This is a genomic window from Winogradskyella forsetii (assembly GCF_013394595.1).
GTDB lineage: Bacteria > Bacteroidota > Bacteroidia > Flavobacteriales > Flavobacteriaceae > Winogradskyella > Winogradskyella forsetii.
In genome coordinates this window covers 1916080-1933035 of sequence record NZ_CP053348.1, presented here as the reverse complement: position 1 = coordinate 1933035, position 16956 = coordinate 1916080, and the positions used below count along the sequence as shown (strand labels likewise).

The 16956-nt window shown below is 34.6% G+C and carries 16 protein-coding genes; 6 read left to right on the top strand and 10 right to left on the bottom strand.

The annotated features are described in order from the left end of the window. Positions 1–60: 60 nt before the first annotated feature. The 10 genes from fabG to HM987_RS08345 form a co-directional block, all read right to left on the bottom strand. Positions 61–807, bottom strand: a complete 747-nt coding sequence (gene fabG, locus HM987_RS08390) for a 3-oxoacyl-[acyl-carrier-protein] reductase (protein WP_179006959.1) — start codon at positions 805–807, stop codon at positions 61–63. A gap of 229 nt (positions 808–1036) precedes the next feature. Beyond that, on the bottom strand, positions 1037–4009 hold the full coding sequence (locus HM987_RS08385) for a M16 family metallopeptidase (protein ID WP_179006957.1): 2973 nt from the start codon (positions 4007–4009) through the stop codon (positions 1037–1039). A gap of 101 nt (positions 4010–4110) precedes the next feature. Then, positions 4111–4983 carry a succinate--CoA ligase subunit alpha gene (sucD, locus tag HM987_RS08380; RefSeq protein WP_179006955.1) on the bottom strand — a complete coding sequence of 291 codons (873 nt, stop codon included), beginning with the start codon at positions 4981–4983 and terminating at the stop codon, positions 4111–4113. 88 nt (positions 4984–5071) lie between these two features. Then, positions 5072–5470, bottom strand: coding sequence for a nuclear transport factor 2 family protein (locus tag HM987_RS08375; protein ID WP_179006953.1), 399 nt, complete (start codon positions 5468–5470; stop codon positions 5072–5074). Beyond that, positions 5467–6405, bottom strand: coding sequence for a UDP-3-O-(3-hydroxymyristoyl)glucosamine N-acyltransferase (locus HM987_RS08370; protein WP_179006952.1), 939 nt, complete (start codon positions 6403–6405; stop codon positions 5467–5469). The genes HM987_RS08375 and HM987_RS08370 overlap by 4 nt, the downstream gene beginning before the upstream one ends. Positions 6406–6486: 81 nt before the next feature. Next, positions 6487–7053 carry an elongation factor P gene (efp, locus tag HM987_RS08365; protein WP_178988446.1) on the bottom strand — a complete coding sequence of 189 codons (567 nt, stop codon included), beginning with the start codon at positions 7051–7053 and terminating at the stop codon, positions 6487–6489. 130 nt (positions 7054–7183) lie between these two features. Then, the gene (gene lpxA / locus HM987_RS08360) at positions 7184–7969 is read right to left on the bottom strand and encodes an acyl-ACP--UDP-N-acetylglucosamine O-acyltransferase (RefSeq protein WP_179006950.1); all 786 of its coding nucleotides are present in this window, start codon (positions 7967–7969) and stop codon (positions 7184–7186) included. An 83-nt stretch (positions 7970–8052) separates the two neighbouring features. After that, positions 8053–9459: a bifunctional UDP-3-O-[3-hydroxymyristoyl] N-acetylglucosamine deacetylase/3-hydroxyacyl-ACP dehydratase gene (locus tag HM987_RS08355; RefSeq protein ID WP_179006948.1), complete on the bottom strand. Its 1407-nt coding sequence runs from the start codon at positions 9457–9459 to the stop codon at positions 8053–8055. After that, complete coding sequence (lpxD, locus tag HM987_RS08350; RefSeq protein ID WP_179006946.1) at positions 9446–10474, bottom strand: UDP-3-O-(3-hydroxymyristoyl)glucosamine N-acyltransferase; 1029 nt, start codon at positions 10472–10474, stop codon at positions 9446–9448. Before lpxD ends, HM987_RS08355 begins: the two co-directional genes overlap by 14 nt. A gap of 312 nt (positions 10475–10786) precedes the next feature. After that, on the bottom strand, positions 10787–12022 hold the full coding sequence (locus HM987_RS08345) for an HD domain-containing protein (protein WP_179006944.1): 1236 nt from the start codon (positions 12020–12022) through the stop codon (positions 10787–10789). Between the two features lie 42 nt (positions 12023–12064). Between HM987_RS08345 and porX the strand changes: the two genes are divergently transcribed. The 6 genes from porX (at position 12065) to HM987_RS08315 (ending at position 16948) form a co-directional block, all read left to right on the top strand. Then, positions 12065–13612: a T9SS response regulator signal transducer PorX gene (gene porX, locus HM987_RS08340; protein ID WP_179006942.1), complete on the top strand. Its 1548-nt coding sequence runs from the start codon at positions 12065–12067 to the stop codon at positions 13610–13612. A gap of 383 nt (positions 13613–13995) precedes the next feature. Next, complete coding sequence (tsaE, locus tag HM987_RS08335; protein ID WP_229724653.1) at positions 13996–14460, top strand: tRNA (adenosine(37)-N6)-threonylcarbamoyltransferase complex ATPase subunit type 1 TsaE; 465 nt, start codon at positions 13996–13998, stop codon at positions 14458–14460. Positions 14461–14617: 157 nt separating this feature from the next. Next, entirely contained in the window at positions 14618–14764 is a 147-nt protein-coding gene (locus HM987_RS08330; RefSeq protein ID WP_179006940.1) for a hypothetical protein, read from the top strand. Continuing rightward, positions 14727–15257 (top strand): hypothetical protein, encoded by a 531-nt coding sequence (locus tag HM987_RS08325; RefSeq protein WP_229724651.1) that lies wholly within the window; start codon positions 14727–14729, stop codon positions 15255–15257. The genes HM987_RS08330 and HM987_RS08325 overlap by 38 nt, the downstream gene beginning before the upstream one ends. 111 nt (positions 15258–15368) lie before the next feature. Next, positions 15369–16568: an alanine dehydrogenase gene (locus HM987_RS08320; RefSeq protein ID WP_179006938.1), complete on the top strand. Its 1200-nt coding sequence runs from the start codon at positions 15369–15371 to the stop codon at positions 16566–16568. 2 nt (positions 16569–16570) lie between these two features. After that, on the top strand, positions 16571–16948 hold the full coding sequence (locus tag HM987_RS08315; protein ID WP_179006936.1) for a hypothetical protein: 378 nt from the start codon (positions 16571–16573) through the stop codon (positions 16946–16948). The last annotated feature ends 8 nt before the right edge of the window (positions 16949–16956 follow it).

The following is a 16956-nucleotide window of genomic DNA, read 5'->3' as shown; positions in this document are numbered from 1 at the left end:
ATCTACGATTTACCCTTTCGTGCCAATCATATTCGGCATTTATAAAATCAAAATCGTAAATTAGGTTAGCATACCGCCATCAACATTAAGCGTCTGTCCAGTAACATAAGCGCTTAAATCACTCGCTAAAAACACACAAGCATTAGCAATATCTTCTGGTGTTCCTCCTCTTTTTAGTGGAATACCTGCTCGCCATCCTTTTAAGGTTTCTTCGTCTAATTTTGCCGTCATTTCAGTTTCTATAAAACCAGGTGCGATGACGTTACTTCTAATATTCCGTGAGCCTAATTCTAAAGCTACGGATTTAGAAAACCCAATAATTCCGGCTTTAGAGGCTGCATAATTGGTTTGTCCTGCGTTACCTTTTACTCCAACTACAGAGCTCATATTAATTATAGACCCTTTTCGCTGTTTTAACATAGTGCGCTGAACGGCTTTGGTCATGTTAAAAACCGATTTTAAGTTCACTTCAATGACCTTATCAAAATCTTCTTCTCCCATTCGCATTAAGAGATTATCTTTTGTGATTCCTGCATTATTCACAAGAATATCAATAGAACCGAATTCCGCTAAAACGTCTTCTGCCAATTTTTGGGATTCATCAAAATTGGCAGCATTGCTTTGGTAGCCTTTGGCTTTTATACCTTTGGCATTTAATTCTTTTTCCAGTTCATTGGCAGCTTCAACGGATGAGCTATAGGTAAATGCTACATTTGCACCATGATCGGCAAAAACTTCAGCGATTCCTTTTCCAATGCCTCTACTTGCACCTGTTATTATGGCTGTTTTTCCCTCTAGTAGTTTCATGTTTTAATAGGTTTGGTTAGTTTTTTCAATATTTAACATTGTTGTCGTTTTTTATTAAGAAAATGTTCTCTGTACTGTTGTCAACTTCAAAAAAATTGAAAATCACTCGAACTGATGATTTCATGGACGACGAACTGCTTCAAATATACCAATTCCAAATTGCATCAAATAAAAAAAACCTCATATTTTAACATAAATATGAGGTTTAATTATACGGTTACTTTTATTGCTATTGCTTTAAGGCTTCAGGTTGATTATAATTGAAAAGATAATCGATATCCAATTCTTTTATGGTTCCTAATTTGCTCAAGGCATCAAAATCCATGTCTTTTTTGTTGCCAATAACCATGACGTTATAGTTTTCTCCTTTAATGTTATCGTCAAAGAATGTTTTTAGGTCTGCCATCGTCATGTTTTTAATGGCATTATAGATTTCCTCGCGATTATCATTATCAATACCTTGTTTTTTCAAACCTTCATACGTCCAAAAAATATTTGACTTGGTAATTCGTTTAGCCGCAATTTTCTTTAATGTTGCTTCTTTTGCTTGGTTGAATTGATCTTCAGCCTCTGGCATATTAGTCATTAATTCCATCATGGCATCTACAGCTTGCCCCAATTTATTGGCTTGTGTACCAACGTAAGCCATTGTGTAATCTGGCTTGCCAGCTTCACTGGCATTATTATAGCTAGAAAATGCAGAATAGGCTAAAGATTTAGATTCTCTTATTTCCTGAAACACAATTGACGATAATCCACTACCAAAATACGTATTGAACAATTGCGAAGCTGCCATTTTCTTTGGACTGAACTCTTCTCCTTTAGCCAATAGTAAAATTTCACTCTGCACCATATCGTAATCGACAAAATAAACGTTACCTCCAGTTTCTAAATTGGTATATTCTGTTTTTTCAGGATAATCCAACAAAGTTTCAGGAATCTTGTGATGTTTGTTTAAAGCCTCTTTGGCTTCGCCTATGGCATTACCATAATAAAAGATACGTTGGTTATAAGCACGCATTTCTTTTATTTTGTTTACTAATTCCGTTGGGCTCATAGCATTTAATTCCGCCTGGGAATAAATATTTCTTAACCTTGAATTTTCGCCATATTGCCCATAATTCATTAAACCATTCCAGAAAATATTTCCTTTTTGTGTTTTGCCATCTTCTCTGCCTTTCAAAATACTTTCAACATACTTGTCATAAGTTTCTTGGTTTGGTTCAGCGTTATTCCATAAATGTTCCAGAAGTGCTAAACCTGCATCTAGATTTTCTTTAAGCCCTGAAATGCCTACATAAGTTTTATCACTAGACGAAAAGACATTATACTGAATGCCTATTTTATAAAACTCTTGTTTTAACTGTTCTGGGGTGTAGGTGTCAGTTCCTAAATAATCTAAATAACCAGCAGCAAGAGAAACCATACGGTCGTTATCTTGTCCCATATCAAAAATGATATTCAAATTAAAAATATCATTGTTAGGATTTTCTACATAAGAAAGTTTAAGACCATTATCGGTTTTTGTTTCTTTTATTGCGGTTTTGTAATCAATAAATTGCGGTTTCAAATCTGGAGAAACCATAGCATTTAAAGACTTTAAAAACTCAGATTCTTTTCCTCTATTTAATTCAATCGGTGTTATTCCTGGATTTTCTACTTTAACGATTGAGGTGTCTTCGCCTTTAAGTTTATGCACTTCTACATAGTTGTTTCCATAAAATGAATTGGCAAAATCAATTACTTCTTGCTTCGTGATTTTCTTCATTTCATCAAGCATTTTTAGACGGTTGTTCCAATCTTGCTCGCCAATAAATGCATCCAAATACGCATAAGCTGTTGATGACGCATTTTCGTATTGTTGAATTTGAGATAAACGTAAATCATTTATAACAGCATCTAATAACCAATCCTCGAATTCACCCTTTTTAATTTTTTCCACTTGCGCTAGTAAAAGATCTCTAACTTCGTCTAAAGATTGGTCAGCTTTTGGAGAACCATAAAGTAAATGGAAGCCGTAGTCATTATCAAAATTTGTATAAGATGATGCATTTTGAACCAATTGCTTCTGGTTAAGATTCAAATCAATTAAACCAGCTTGGGAGTTTGCTAACATGTAATCTACCAACTTCAACAATACTTCTTGATCAGATCCTTTTCCTTTAGATCTAAAGGCAACATATATGGATTCCGCAGTTGGTCCTAAAACCTCTTTCTTTACTGGCGTTGAAAGTGGCTCTAATTTTGGAAACGTAGGATGTGTCACTTCCTTCTTCTCATAACTACCAAATGCATCGTTTACCTTTTTGATGGTTTCGTCAAAATCTAAATCACCAACCATGATTACTGCCATGTTGTTTGGTACATAATATTTATCAAAATAAGCATTTATGGCTTCCATAGATGGATTTTTTAAATGCTCTGAAATACCAATGGTAGATTGCGTTCCGTAAGGATGTGTTGGAAATAATCCTTCGAGTGTAGCGAAATATTGCTTACGGCCATCGCTGTCTTGTCCTCTATTAAATTCTTCATAAACAGCTTCTAGTTCTGTATGAAACAGACGCAATACCAATTTGCTAAATCGCTCACTTTCTACTTTTAACCATTTATCAACTTCGTTTGAAGGAATTTTGTTGACATAAACGGTTTGTTCGTTAGATGTAAACGCATTGGTGCCTTCTGCTCCTAATGAATTTGTCATTTTATCATATTCATTGGCTATAGATAATTTTGAAGCTTCTAAAGAAATTTCGTCTATTTCTTTATAAATAGCTTTTTTCTTTTTAGGATCTTGTTCTTTCTTATGCTCCTCATACAAATCAGAAATTTGTTTAATTAACTTAGCTTCTTCTTCATAATTTTGAGTTCCAATTTTATCGGTTCCCTTAAAAACCATGTGCTCTAAATAGTGAGCTAAACCGGTGTTATCTGCAGGATCATAAGTAGAACCAGCTCTAACAGCTATAAGTGTTTGAATCTTTGGTTCTTCATTATTTTGACCTAAATAGACTTTAAGACCATTGTCTAAAGTGTATAGTCTCAAACCCGTTGGGTCGTCCGATACGGTTTCAAAATTAAAGCCGTTGGTGCCTTCATTGGTCTCAACAACATAAGACATTTTCTTGTCATTGCTTTCATTTTTACAGCCAAAAACTGCTGCAATCATTAAAAACAACCAAATTGATTTAATGTGTTTCATTTTTTGATTTTAGTTGATTAATTGAATAAAAAAATCCATTAGCTAAAAATATAGCTAATGGATTTATAACGTAATGTGTTTAGATATATTTTAACAGAAGTTTAGCCTAAAACTTCAGCTACTTTCTTTCCTATTTCAGCAGGTGAATCCACGACATGGATTCCACATGCTCTCATAATTTTCTTTTTGGCTTGCGCAGTATCATCACTTCCTCCTACAATAGCACCAGCATGACCCATTGTACGACCAGCAGGAGCTGTTTCACCAGCAATAAAACCAATAACAGGTTTCTTACTTCCGCTTTCTTTATACCAATGTGCAGCATCTGCTTCCAACTGACCTCCAATTTCGCCAATCATCACTACAGCTTCAGTTTCCGGATCGTTGATTAATAATTCAACCGCTTCCTTAGTGGTAGTTCCAATAATTGGATCACCACCAATACCAATAGCTGTTGTAATTCCTAAACCTTGCTTTACTACTTGATCAGCGGCTTCATACGTTAATGTTCCAGATTTAGAAACGATTCCAACATTCCCTTTTTTGAACACAAAACCTGGCATAATACCAACTTTAGCTTCACCAGGTGTAATAACACCAGGACAGTTAGGACCAATTAAACGACAGTCTTTATTTTTTATGTAGTTAGAGGCTTTAATCATATCTGCAACAGGAATGCCTTCAGTTATGGTAATAATGACTTTAATTCCTGCATCTGCAGCTTCCATAATAGCATCAGCAGCAAAAGCTGGTGGTACAAAAATAATGGTCGTATCGGCACCCACTTTTTCAACAGCTTCAGAAACTGTATTAAAAACAGGCTTGTCTAGATGTGTTTGACCACCTTTTCCTGGTGTAACACCTCCAACAACGTTTGTACCGTATTCAATCATTTGCTCTGCGTGAAACGTACCTTCACTACCTGTAAAGCCTTGAACTATAATATTGGAATTTTTATTAACTAAAACGCTCATTTGATATTATTAATTTTAAGTTTTATTAATTCTGCTGCACAAAAATAAGAGATTTAAAACGCAAAAGCGACCTCTTTTTTAATTTTATTTACATGTATGATGCCATGCTAATATCGTCGGATTCGTCAGCTTGTTGACTGATCTCAAAACCACGATATAATTTATCGTCTTTTACCTCCCAAATGGTTGTGAAATGCGCCAAGGTAGTTTCCGAATCTGGGTTTTCTATAGTGTTACCAAAGAGTGTATGTCTTGAGGTGACGAAATTTCCGGCTTCTATGAAATGGGTAAATTCAAAACGAAGACTGTTGTATGATTTACGTGTATCTTTAAAAAAATCTTTCAAATCACTATAATCCAACAATACAAATCCTTGACTATTGGTCCAGTGTAATTCGCAATCCTTATGAAAAAACCGTTCCATAACCTTTGGATCATTGGCTAGATCAGATTCATAAAATGCTTTTACAATGTCTTTTGCAGTCATGATAAGTTTTTTAATTTTTGAAGAATTTCTGGAATTTTTTTAATGTAAGCCATCTCTTTAAACATGACTCTAGCGTCCTGAGCTGGTGAACCGAAGTATGTTTTACCCTCTTCCGTAGAATGCCCTAGACCAGATTGTGCATAAAGAACCGTTCCTTTTGCCAATGTGATTCCACTTTTTATGCCTACTTGCCCCCAAATGGTCACATTATCCTCAATAACAACACATCCAGCAATTCCTGTTTGTGAAGCTATTAGACATTTCTTGCCAATGACCGTATCATGTCCAACCTGAATTTGATTATCCAATTTTGACCCTTCTCCAATGGTTGTATCTCCAGTAACACCTCTATCTATCGTACAAAGTGCACCAATATCTACATTGTTTTTTATGATAACACGACCTCCAGATTTTAACTGATCGTACCCTTCTGGTCTGTTTTTATAGTAGAAGGCACTTGCACCTAAGACTGTTCCTGCATGGATAGTAACCTCATCTCCTATTATAGCATCATCATAAATGCTTACGTTAGCGTGAATGATACAGTTTTTACCAATAGTTACATTATTGCCTATAAAACAGTTGGGCTGAATCACGGTGCCTTCTCCAATTATAGCATCACTTGCAATGGCTGAATTGGAAGCTCTAAATGGTTTAAAATGTTCTGTAAGTTTATTAAAATCCCGAAAAGGATCATCTGAGATTAAAAGTGCTTTTCCATCAGGACATTCAACATCTTTGTTGATTAAAACAATGGTTGCAGCAGATTCTAAAGCTTTATCATAATATTTAGGATGATCTACAAATACAATGTCTCCTGGTTCAACCACATGAATTTCATTGATACCTAAAATTTCGAAATCTTCCGCACCTTTAAATTCACAATCAATTAATGTGGCGATTTGTTTTAGAGTATGCGGTTTTTGGAATTTCATATTTCAGTCCTCAGTATACAGTTCTCAGTAAGCAGTCTTCAGTGAGTACTCCAAACTGAGGACCAAATAGCGACAACTTAGTTATTCTTTAATTCGTTCTTTGTATGTACCTTTTTCAGTTTCAACTTTAATCTTGTCACCTTCATTGATGAATAATGGCACATTTACTTCCGCTCCAGATTCGACAGTGGCTGGTTTAGTTGCATTGGTTGCTGTATTTCCTTTTACACCTGGCTCTGTTGCAGTGACTTCTAAAATTACAGAAGCTGGTAAATCTACAGAAAGTGGCATATTGTCCTCTGTGTTAATTTGAATGGTGACTACTTCTCCTTCTTTCATTAAATCGGTTCTATCGATAGCAGATTCCAATAATCGTATTTGCGTGTAATCGGCTTCATTCATGAAATGATAAAACTCACCATCGTTATATAAATATTGAAATTTATGCGTTTCAACACGTACGTCTTCAATTTTATGTCCAGCTGAAAATGTATTATCCAATACCTTACCTGTTGTGACACTTTTCATTTTAGTTCTTACAAAAGCTGGTCCCTTACCTGGTTTTACATGAAGAAACTCTATGATCTTGTAAATATCGTTATTGTATCTTATACATAATCCGTTTCTAATATCTGATGTGCTTGCCATAATATTGCCCACGTAAGTGGGTATCTTTTAATAATTAATAAATAGTTGTTTACTTTTTCTCGAGCTCATACAGTCTTCAAAATTTCTTCTTTAGACCTTACTCGTATCATAACCAATAGACTTAAATCTACTAGTTCGATTTAAAATACCCTTTCATAATTCCACGATGCGAATTCTTTATAAACTGAAGAATCTCATCACGTTCTGGTGTGGCTTCCATTTCCGCTTCAATTAAATCTGAAGCTTGGGTATTATTATAATTTTTTTGATAGAGTATTCTGTAAATATTCTGAATCTCCCTTATTTTTTCGGTAGTGTAACCTCTTCGCCTTAAGCCTACGGAGTTAATTCCAACATAAGACAAAGGCTCTCTTGCTGCCTTAACATAAGGTGGAACGTCTTTACGCACTAATGACCCACCAGTTACAAAAGCGTGATTTCCAATAGAGCAAAATTGATGAACTGCTGTCATACCTGCTAAGACCACATAGTCACCGACATTAATATGACCTGCAAGGGTGCTGTTATTTGAAAAAATACAATTGTTACCCACAATACAATCGTGAGCAATATGGCAATAGGCCATTATCAAACAATTATCACCAATAACTGTTTTCATTTTGTCTGTTGTACCACGATTAATCGTTACACATTCTCTGATGGTGACATTATCTCCTATTTCTACAGTAGTATCTTCATCATTATATTTTAAATCTTGCGGTACAGCAGAAATTACCGCTCCTGGAAAAATATTACAGTTCTTTCCTATACGAGCACCTTCCATAATAGTTACATTACTTCCAATCCAAGTGCCTTCACCAATTTTTACATTGTTATGTATGGTGGTAAAAGGTTCTATGACGACATTCTTAGCAATCTTTGCTCCTGGATGTACGTATGCTAACGGTTGGTTCATTCTAATACTGTTTGTTGTTTATTGTTTGTTTTAAAGTTGTTCGACATAACGCCTAACCAACGAACAATTAAACGTTATTCAATTTATTTTACTTTTGATATTTGTGCCATTAGTTCAGCCTCTGCGCATAATTTACCGTTGGCATAGGCATAACCTTGCATGTGGCAAATACCTCGTCTTATTGGTGTAATTAATGAACATTTGAATATTAAGGTATCGCCAGGCACTACTTTTTGTTTGAATTTCACATTATCCATTTTCATGAAAAATGTTAAATAATTTTCAGGATCAGGAACTGTGCTCAATACTAAAATCCCTCCTGTTTGTGCCATAGCTTCTATAATTAAAACGCCTGGCATCACTGGTGCACCCGGAAAATGTCCTTTAAAGAACTCTTCGTTCATAGTCACATTTTTCATACCAATAACATGGTTGTCGGTAAGCTCATAAACTTTATCGAGCAATAAAAATGGTTGTCTATGCGGTAACATATCCATTATTTGATTCACATCCATTAGTGGTGGTGAATTCAGATCGAGTTGAGGAACGTTATTTCTTCTTTCGTTCTTTATAAGCTTGGACATCTTTTTTGCAAACTGTGTATTTACAAAATGACCTGGCTTATTGGCAATGACTTTTCCTCTTAGCCGTGTACCAATCAATGCTAAATCGCCAACCACATCAAGTAGCTTATGACGTGCAGCTTCGTTTGGATGATGTAATGTTAGATTATCCAAGATACCATTTGGCTTTACTGCAATATTATCTTTTTTGAAAGCGACTCTTAATTTATCCATAGTTTTTGGAGAGAGCTCTTTATCTACATACACAATAGCATTATTTAGGTCACCACCTTTAATCAATCCATGTTCTAGAAGCATTTCAATCTCATGCAAAAAACTAAACGTTCTCGCATTTGCTATTTCAGATTTAAAATCTGAAACATTATTTAAAGTTGCATTTTGAGTTCCTAAAACTTTGGTTCCAAAATCAACCATCGTTGTAATTTGATAAGAATTAGAAGGCATTAAAATAATCTCACTACCAGATTCTTCATCTGTATAAGATACCACTTGGGTGACTTCATATTCTTCTCTAAATGCATCTTGTTCAACTATACCAGCCTTTTCGATAGCTTCCACAAAATATTTGGAAGACCCATCCATTATTGGTGGCTCTGAAGCATCTAATTCTAAAACTGCATTATCGATATCTAAACCTACTAATGCCGCCAAAACGTGCTCACAGGTTTGAATGGTTACACCATTTCTTTCTAAACAGGTGCCACGCTGTGTACTGGTAACATAATTGGCATCCGCTTCTATTTTTGGACTGCCTTCCAAATCTACGCGTACAAACACAAATCCAGAATTTTCTGCACCTGGCTTAAACACCAACTTTACTTCTGCACCAGTATGAAGTCCAACTCCTGTTAGTGTAACTTCCTTTTCAATGGTTTTTTGTTTCGTTTCCGTTTTAATTATGGCCATCTACTCTTTTTTCTATTTCGTTTATATTTTTTACAATCTTAGGCAAATTTTTAAAATAAACATAGGATTTATTATAATCACCGTAACCTAATGCTGGCGACCCTTGCAATACTTCGTTGTCTTTTACATTTCTACCAATGCCAGATTGCGCTTGAATTTTTACATTATTACCAATCAATAAATGACCAGCGATACCCACTTGGCCTCCAATTTGGCAATGTTCTCCAATTTTGGTAGAACCAGCAACACCTGTTTGGGCTGCAATTACCGTGTTCTTCCCAATTTCTACATTGTGGGCAATCTGTATTTGATTATCTAATTTCACACCATATCTCAATATTGTAGATCCCATAGTGGCGCGATCTATAGTTGTTCCTGCACCAATATCAACATAATCTTCCAATATCACATTTCCTATTTGAGGGATTTTAGAATAGCCTCCTACTTTATTAGGCGCAAAACCAAAACCATCTGCTCCTATTATAACACCAGAATTTATAACGCAACCTTTACCAATAAGACAATCTGAATATATCTTTCCGCCAGAAAATACAATGCTGTTATCTCCAATAGTGACGTTATCTCCAATATACGCATTCGGAAAAATCTTAACATTATCACCAAGAATCACATTATCTCCAATATAAGAAAACGCTCCTATATATATGTCATTACCAACTTTCGCCGAATCTGAAATAAAGCTTGGTTGCTCAATACCAGATTTGTTTAACTTAATCTGATTGTAATATTCCAACAATTTTGAAAAGCCTTCGTAAGCATCCTCAACTTTTATGAGTGTTGTGAAAATCGGTTTTTCTGGTTCAAAATCTGCATTTACAATAGTTATAGACGCTTCTGTCTTATATATATAAGGTGTGTATTTTAGATTGGAAAGAAAAGTCAGAGAACCTTGTGTGCCTTCTTCGATTTTTGAAAGCTTGAAAACTTCAACATTAGGGTCGCCAACAACAGTTCCTTCTAAAATACCTGCGATTTGTTCTGCTGTAAATTTCAATTATTAGATTTTAAAGTCATGGTTGGTTTCCACAAAAATAGAAAAAAAGGATTACATTTTCTTTTAAACCTGAATTCGACCTAAGATTTAAATACAGAACCCTAAGAAAGTGTGAGATTTGAAGTATAAAATTAGAATTAATATCTAGATATTTTAATAATTTTATACGATAAGATTGCATTTTCTTAGGGTTTCCATGGGATTTTATGAATTTTCCCCAATTGCTCACTATAATTTATCAAATTAACACGTTAGTCCTTCTAAATTATAGAATCGAATTGAATAAAAATTCATTCAAACTGTAAACAAATATTAGGTCGAATTCAGGTTTTTAGGATAGCACATATAATATTTAGTTATGGGTTTGCTCAATGCTTTTAGGTTTAATTGGTCAGAAGCCTTAACAATATCCTTTATTTTTCCAGATTTAAATAAAATATTAATCTTTTGAAATTTATTTTGATATGCCTGATTAATTAATTCCCCATAAAACACAAAATAAGAGGCTTCATGCTCTGTTATGTTATGTTTTTTAATTAAAGCTTCTGCGTGCATTTTTAAGTCAGAATTATTTATTGGCTTATTTTTTAACTTCACTTTCAATAAATTTCTATCTAAAATCATTCGGCAAAGATTGCTCAATACAAAATCTTCGTGATTTTGCCATTCTTTCATGGCAGCAATAATATCGTAATCGTCTAATTTGGAAAAAACAGCTAAGGTTTCTGAATTAAAATTTTCCGAATTTATTTCTGAAAGCAAAAAATAAAATAATGCGTCACTGCAATTCAACTTTATACCTTGTTGTACCAGTTCTTTGGCGCGTTTTAAAGTTTCCATTAATAATTGCTCTGCAACAACGCCTGTTTTGTGCATATATACTTGCCAATACATAAAACGTCTGGCAATTAAAAACTTCTCAACGCTCAAAATACCTTTTTCTTCAACCACTAGCTGGTCGTCAACAACGTTTAGCATCGTAATTAAACGTTCACTATTAATGTTCCCTTCAGCAACACCTGTATAAAAACTATCGCGTTTAAGATAATCTGCCCTATCCATGTCTAATTGGCTAGAAATAAGCTCGCACATAAACTGTCTTGGATACTCCCGTTTAAAAATGGAGATCGCTAACGTTAAACTTCCGTTAAACTCTGCATTGAGTTCTTCCATAAAACGCAGCGAAATTTCTTCATGTGAAACATCATTTACAATGCTATGTTCCATGGCATGTGAAAATGGGCCGTGTCCAATATCGTGCAAAAGAATAGCGATTAATAAACCGTTTTCTTCATCTTCAGAAAGCGCAACCCCTTTAAAACTAAGCACATTGACAGCTTTTTGCATTAAATGCATACAACCTAAAGCATGATGAAAACGTGTATGATGTGCACCAGGATAAACCAAATACGACAAACCCATTTGACTAATACGACGTAACCTTTGAAAGTATTTATGCTGAATGATATCGAAAATTAACGAATTCGGAATCGTAATAAATCCGTAAATTGGATCGTTAAAGATTTTAAGCTTATTATTTGTAGGCAAAATTTATAGAATTCAAAAATTAATAAACAAATATACCATAACATGATAAATATTCTCTGGGTTGACGATGAAATCGATTTACTAAAGCCTCATATTATTTTTTTAGAGCAAAAAGGTTATAACGTTACCAAATGCCAAAGTGGTACTGAAGCTTTAGAAATTATTACGGATACGAATTTCGATATTGTCTTTTTAGATGAGAATATGCCTGGACTCACAGGTCTGGAAACTTTGAATGAAATTAAGGAGCGACGTGCCAATTTACCTATTGTGATGATTACAAAAAGTGAAGAGGAATACATTATGGAAGAGGCCATTGGTAACAAGATTGCCGATTATTTGATAAAACCCGTAAACCCGAATCAGATTTTATTGAGCTTGAAGAAGAATCTAGACCACTCGCGTTTAGTATCTGAAAAAACGACCTCTAACTATCAACAAGAATTCAGGAAGATTGCCATGGATTTGTCCATGGTTAACTCTTATGAAGAATGGGTCGAATTATATCAAAAACTAATTTACTGGGAATTACAACTTGAAGGCATTGAAGATGTCGGAATGACAGACATTCTCGAATCCCAAAAAACCGAAGCTAATATGCAATTCGGTAAGTTTATTGAGAAAAATTACGAAGACTGGTTCCAACCAAACACGGATGCACCTGTGATGTCACATACATTGTTTAAGGATAAAGTTGTACCAGAACTAAGCGATAAGCAACCCACACTATTGGTAGTTATTGATAATCTGCGTTACGATCAGTGGAAAGCGTTTGAACCTATTGTTAACAATTACTATAAAAAAGCGTCAGAATTAGCGTTTTACAGCATCTTACCAACGGCAACACAATATGCTAGAAATGCCATTTTCTCTGGTTTGATGCCCGCAGATATGGAAAGTTTATTTCCGCAGTATTGGAAAAACGATACTGACGATGGCGGAAAAAACATGCACGAAGGTGATTTCTTGAAAGAGCAATTAAAACGTTTAGGATTAGGACATATTAAACATGAGTATCATAAAATTACCAATCTAAAATCGGGTAAAAAGCTGGTTGAAAATTTTAGGTCATTAAAAGACAATGACCTTAATGTAATTGTCTATAATTTTGTAGATATGCTCTCTCATTCCAAAACAGAAATGGAAGTCGTAAAAGAATTGGCGTCTAATGATAAGGCGTATCGATCGTTGACTGTAAGTTGGTTCAAGAATTCCCCATTATTGGAAATGATTCAGCTATCGCAACAATTGGGATTCAAACTTATATTGACCACCGATCATGGTACTATAAATGTAAAAGCGCCTTCTAAAGTTATTGGAGATAGAGACACCAGTTTAAATCTACGTTACAAAACAGGTCGAAGCCTTACCTATCAGGATAAAGATGTGTTGGCAGTTAAAGATCCTAAGTCCATTCATTTACCTTCATTAAATATGAGCAGCTCTTTTATTTTTGCTAAAGGCGATATGTTTTTGGCCTATCCGAATAATTTCAACCATTATGTGAGTTACTATAGAAATACCTATCAGCATGGAGGCGTCTCCCTTGAAGAAATGGTTATACCTTTTGTGGTTATGGAACCTAAGTAGGCATGGAAAGGAACTAGACCGCTTTGCTTTTAGATATTGGAACATAGACAAAAATTTCATTGAAAATTTTAAGATTTTGGGCTAAAATTTGTTAGGAAGAGTTTTCCACAGATTAAATCAAAAAAGACACGAATTTCACTAATTGGCACTAATCGATATGCAAAGATTTTCGGCTTGGCTGCCGAAAATTTTTTTATTTCTAATTCCTATATAAATACAACATGAAAATATGATCATTATATTGGTTGTAAAAAAACTAAAGTTCGACACCATAATGTTGATAAAAATCCTTAAACGGCATAATTAATCGACGAAATACACTTTTTTTTAGGTTATCTGAATTATTTTTCTTAATCTTGTACCGATAACTACGTTGACCAATTTTGAAAACAATAGAGTTCACATACCATTTAAAAGATATTGATGCCATTGCAGCCAGTGTGTTGGAGCATTTGGACACTAAGACCATACTTTTTAATGGCAGTATGGGCGCTGGAAAAACCACATTTATCAATGCATTATTAAAAGCAATGCGGAGTAGCGATGTTGCTACTAGCCCAACGTTTTCAATAGTAAATGAGTACGCTATACCAGACGATAAAGTCTATCATTTTGATTTTTATAGACTAGAATCCATAGATGAAGCTTATAACTTTGGAATCGAACATTATCTGGACAGCAACCATTGGTTGTTTATGGAATGGCCAGAGCGCGTAGAAGAACTCCTACCGGAAGATTCGCAAACTATTACTATTACTGACTTGAACGACCATGTAAGATCCCTCAAATTAACTATAAAAACGAAACATTTAATCAAAAAAACAGCCATTAAAACAGTGAAATTTTAAACAAGATTTTATTAATATTCCTACAAAAAAGCACTAGTATTACGGAAAAACCGTAATGAATGCCTCTAAATTTACTGGATTTTAACAGTTTCTCATTTGTAAGCAGCCCATAATGCACTTACATTTGTTTCAATTAATTAATTAAATCCCTTAAATTATGAAAACTAAAAAAAATCTAGTACTAGCTATTGCCATCTTTGGAGGAATGTTATTTACTGTACAAGCTACTAACATTATTGACTTAGATGGACAAACTACAACACAAATTGAGAAAGGAAAAAGAAAGCTTATCAAAAGCCACTAAAAAACTTAGTAGAAGAGCTATTGTAGGAACATTGATTTCTACTTTTATTGCTTCTACACCTTTATTATTTTCTTTGTATGAAAGTGTTCCAAGCGGTAAAGTTTGGAACACTTTTTTATTTACGTATGACAGTAATTTTTGGGAAGATGCACAATATGCTATGTGGGTTTTCACAGGAAAAATTGTACCCCTCGCACTTATTTTAATTTGGTTTTTTACTAATAGACATTGGTGGTATCATGCATTACTAGTTCCTATTATAATGTATGCGTATCAAATTATTCAAATGTATAATGTCGAAAAAACAAATATTGATGAAAACCAGATACTAGTATTACTACCCGTTTTAGTTTTAGTAGTTCCTTCAATCTATTTAATCAGAGCAAAAATGTTTAACCAAATTAACAATGCGGATAAAACATTAGAGGAAATGGAAGAAGAATTTATGATTAAGCCTAAAGGTCTTTGGAGCAAGGTTAAGCAGTATTTTTAGAGTTATCAATCAATCTTAAATATTTATTTATACTTTGAAGTTCGATTAATGATACCAATTATATAGCCTAATTTGCTATATTGCAATGGTAAACCAAAGTCAACCACTTCAATGAGCATATCGCTGTCGCCATTTACCAAAGCCCAATTATTACCCCAAGAAGAAACCTTAGAGATTCTTAAACAGAAAGGAGAACTCTTTATTGGGATTCCCAAAGAAGCCCATTTTCAAGAACGTCGTATTTGCCTGACACCAGATGCGGTTTCGGCTTTAACGGCAAATGGTCACCGCGTTTTATTTGAGTCTGGTGCTGGTGAGGGCGCCAATTTCAAAGATAAAAATTATAGTGAAGCTGGTGCGGAAGTCACCAAGGATAAGGCAAAAGTGTACTCCTGCCCTATTGTTCTGAAAGTAGAACCACCATCTTTAGATGAAATAAAACTAATTAACCCACAAACACTTTTAATTTCTGCGCTTCAAATAAAAACCCAAAATAAATCCTATTTTGAAGCTTTGGCCAAAAAGCGAATTACCGCTTTAGCCTTTGAGTATATAAAGGATGACGATGGCGCATATCCTGCGGTGAGTTCTTTAAGTGAAATTGCAGGTACAGCTTCCATATTAATTGCTTCAGAATTGCTTTCCAACGTTAATGGCGGTAATGGTTTAATGCTAGGCAATATTAATGGTGTGCCTCCTACAGAAGTTGTAATTTTGGGTGCTGGTACTGTTGGCGAATTTGCCGCTAGGTCTGCTATTGGTTTAGGCGCCAACGTTAAAGTATTTGATAGTTCCATTACAAAGTTGCGTCGACTTCAAAATAATTTGGGGCGTACGATTTATACTTCCACAATGCAACCCAAAAATCTTTTAAAAGCTCTAAAGCGCTGCGATGTAGCAATAGGAGCCGTAAGAGGAACTAATCGTGCGCCAATTGTAGTTACCGAAAGTATGATGAGCCATATGAAATCTGGTTCGGTAATTATAGATGTGAGTATTGATATGGGAGGCTGCTTTGAAACCAGCGAAGTTACCACACACGACAAACCTACCTTTGAATATAATGGAGTAACGCACTACTGTGTTCCCAATATTCCTGCACGCTACTCAAGAACCGCTTCGGTTTCCATCAGCAATTTTTGCACGCCATACCTCTTGGAAATTGGAGACCATGGTGGCATAGAAAATGCACTTCGATTTGATCGTGGTTTAAAAAATGGGTTGTATTTTTACCACGGCATTTTAACTAACAAATCTGTTGCAGAATGGTTTGGCTTAGAATTTAGCGATGCCAATTTATTGATTTTCTAACTATGAAATTTATACATCGTTTAGGCTACTATCTTGGTGGCTTTGCAATTGGCTTAATCCTTCTCATGTTTTTTCTTAACGGGAAAGATGCCTCTTGTGATTACAGCCCCAATGCAAGAACAGTTAAAAACATTAGCTCTAAACCCTTGCATTATTCAACGAACGCTTCAGAATTTATTAATCATAATCAGTTAGACAGTTTAACGATTTCCAATTTGATAAAATTTGGAAATGTAGATTTTTCCCAAAGTAATACCGATTTAGATTCATGTAAAGTTTATCATATAGATAATAGCTATAAAAAGCAAAACATGGAACTGATCGTTAAGAATTGTGATTCTATGGCGACACTCCTCGATATAAATTATACAAACATCTAATAAATTGA

Excerpts from the sequence above, each read along its gene's own strand:
- HM987_RS08320 (WP_179006938.1), top strand. The coding sequence starts at position 15,369 with ATGAGCATATCGCTGTCGCCATTTACCAAAGCCCAATTATTACCCCAA.
- fabG (WP_179006959.1), bottom strand. The coding sequence starts at position 807 with ATGAAACTACTAGAGGGAAAAACAGCCATAATAACAGGTGCAAGTAGA.
- lpxA (WP_179006950.1), bottom strand. The coding sequence starts at position 7,969 with ATGAACCAACCGTTAGCATACGTACATCCAGGAGCAAAGATTGCTAAG.
- HM987_RS08330 (WP_179006940.1), top strand. The coding sequence starts at position 14,618 with ATGAAAACTAAAAAAAATCTAGTACTAGCTATTGCCATCTTTGGAGGA.
- HM987_RS08355 (WP_179006948.1), bottom strand. The coding sequence starts at position 9,459 with ATGGCCATAATTAAAACGGAAACGAAACAAAAAACCATTGAAAAGGAA.
- HM987_RS08385 (WP_179006957.1), bottom strand. The coding sequence starts at position 4,009 with ATGAAACACATTAAATCAATTTGGTTGTTTTTAATGATTGCAGCAGTT.
- porX (WP_179006942.1), top strand. The coding sequence starts at position 12,065 with ATGATAAATATTCTCTGGGTTGACGATGAAATCGATTTACTAAAGCCT.
- HM987_RS08315 (WP_179006936.1), top strand. The coding sequence starts at position 16,571 with ATGAAATTTATACATCGTTTAGGCTACTATCTTGGTGGCTTTGCAATT.
- HM987_RS08370 (WP_179006952.1), bottom strand. The coding sequence starts at position 6,405 with ATGAAATTCCAAAAACCGCATACTCTAAAACAAATCGCCACATTAATT.
- sucD (WP_179006955.1), bottom strand. The coding sequence starts at position 4,983 with ATGAGCGTTTTAGTTAATAAAAATTCCAATATTATAGTTCAAGGCTTT.
- HM987_RS08375 (WP_179006953.1), bottom strand. The coding sequence starts at position 5,470 with ATGACTGCAAAAGACATTGTAAAAGCATTTTATGAATCTGATCTAGCC.
- efp (WP_178988446.1), bottom strand. The coding sequence starts at position 7,053 with ATGGCAAGCACATCAGATATTAGAAACGGATTATGTATAAGATACAAT.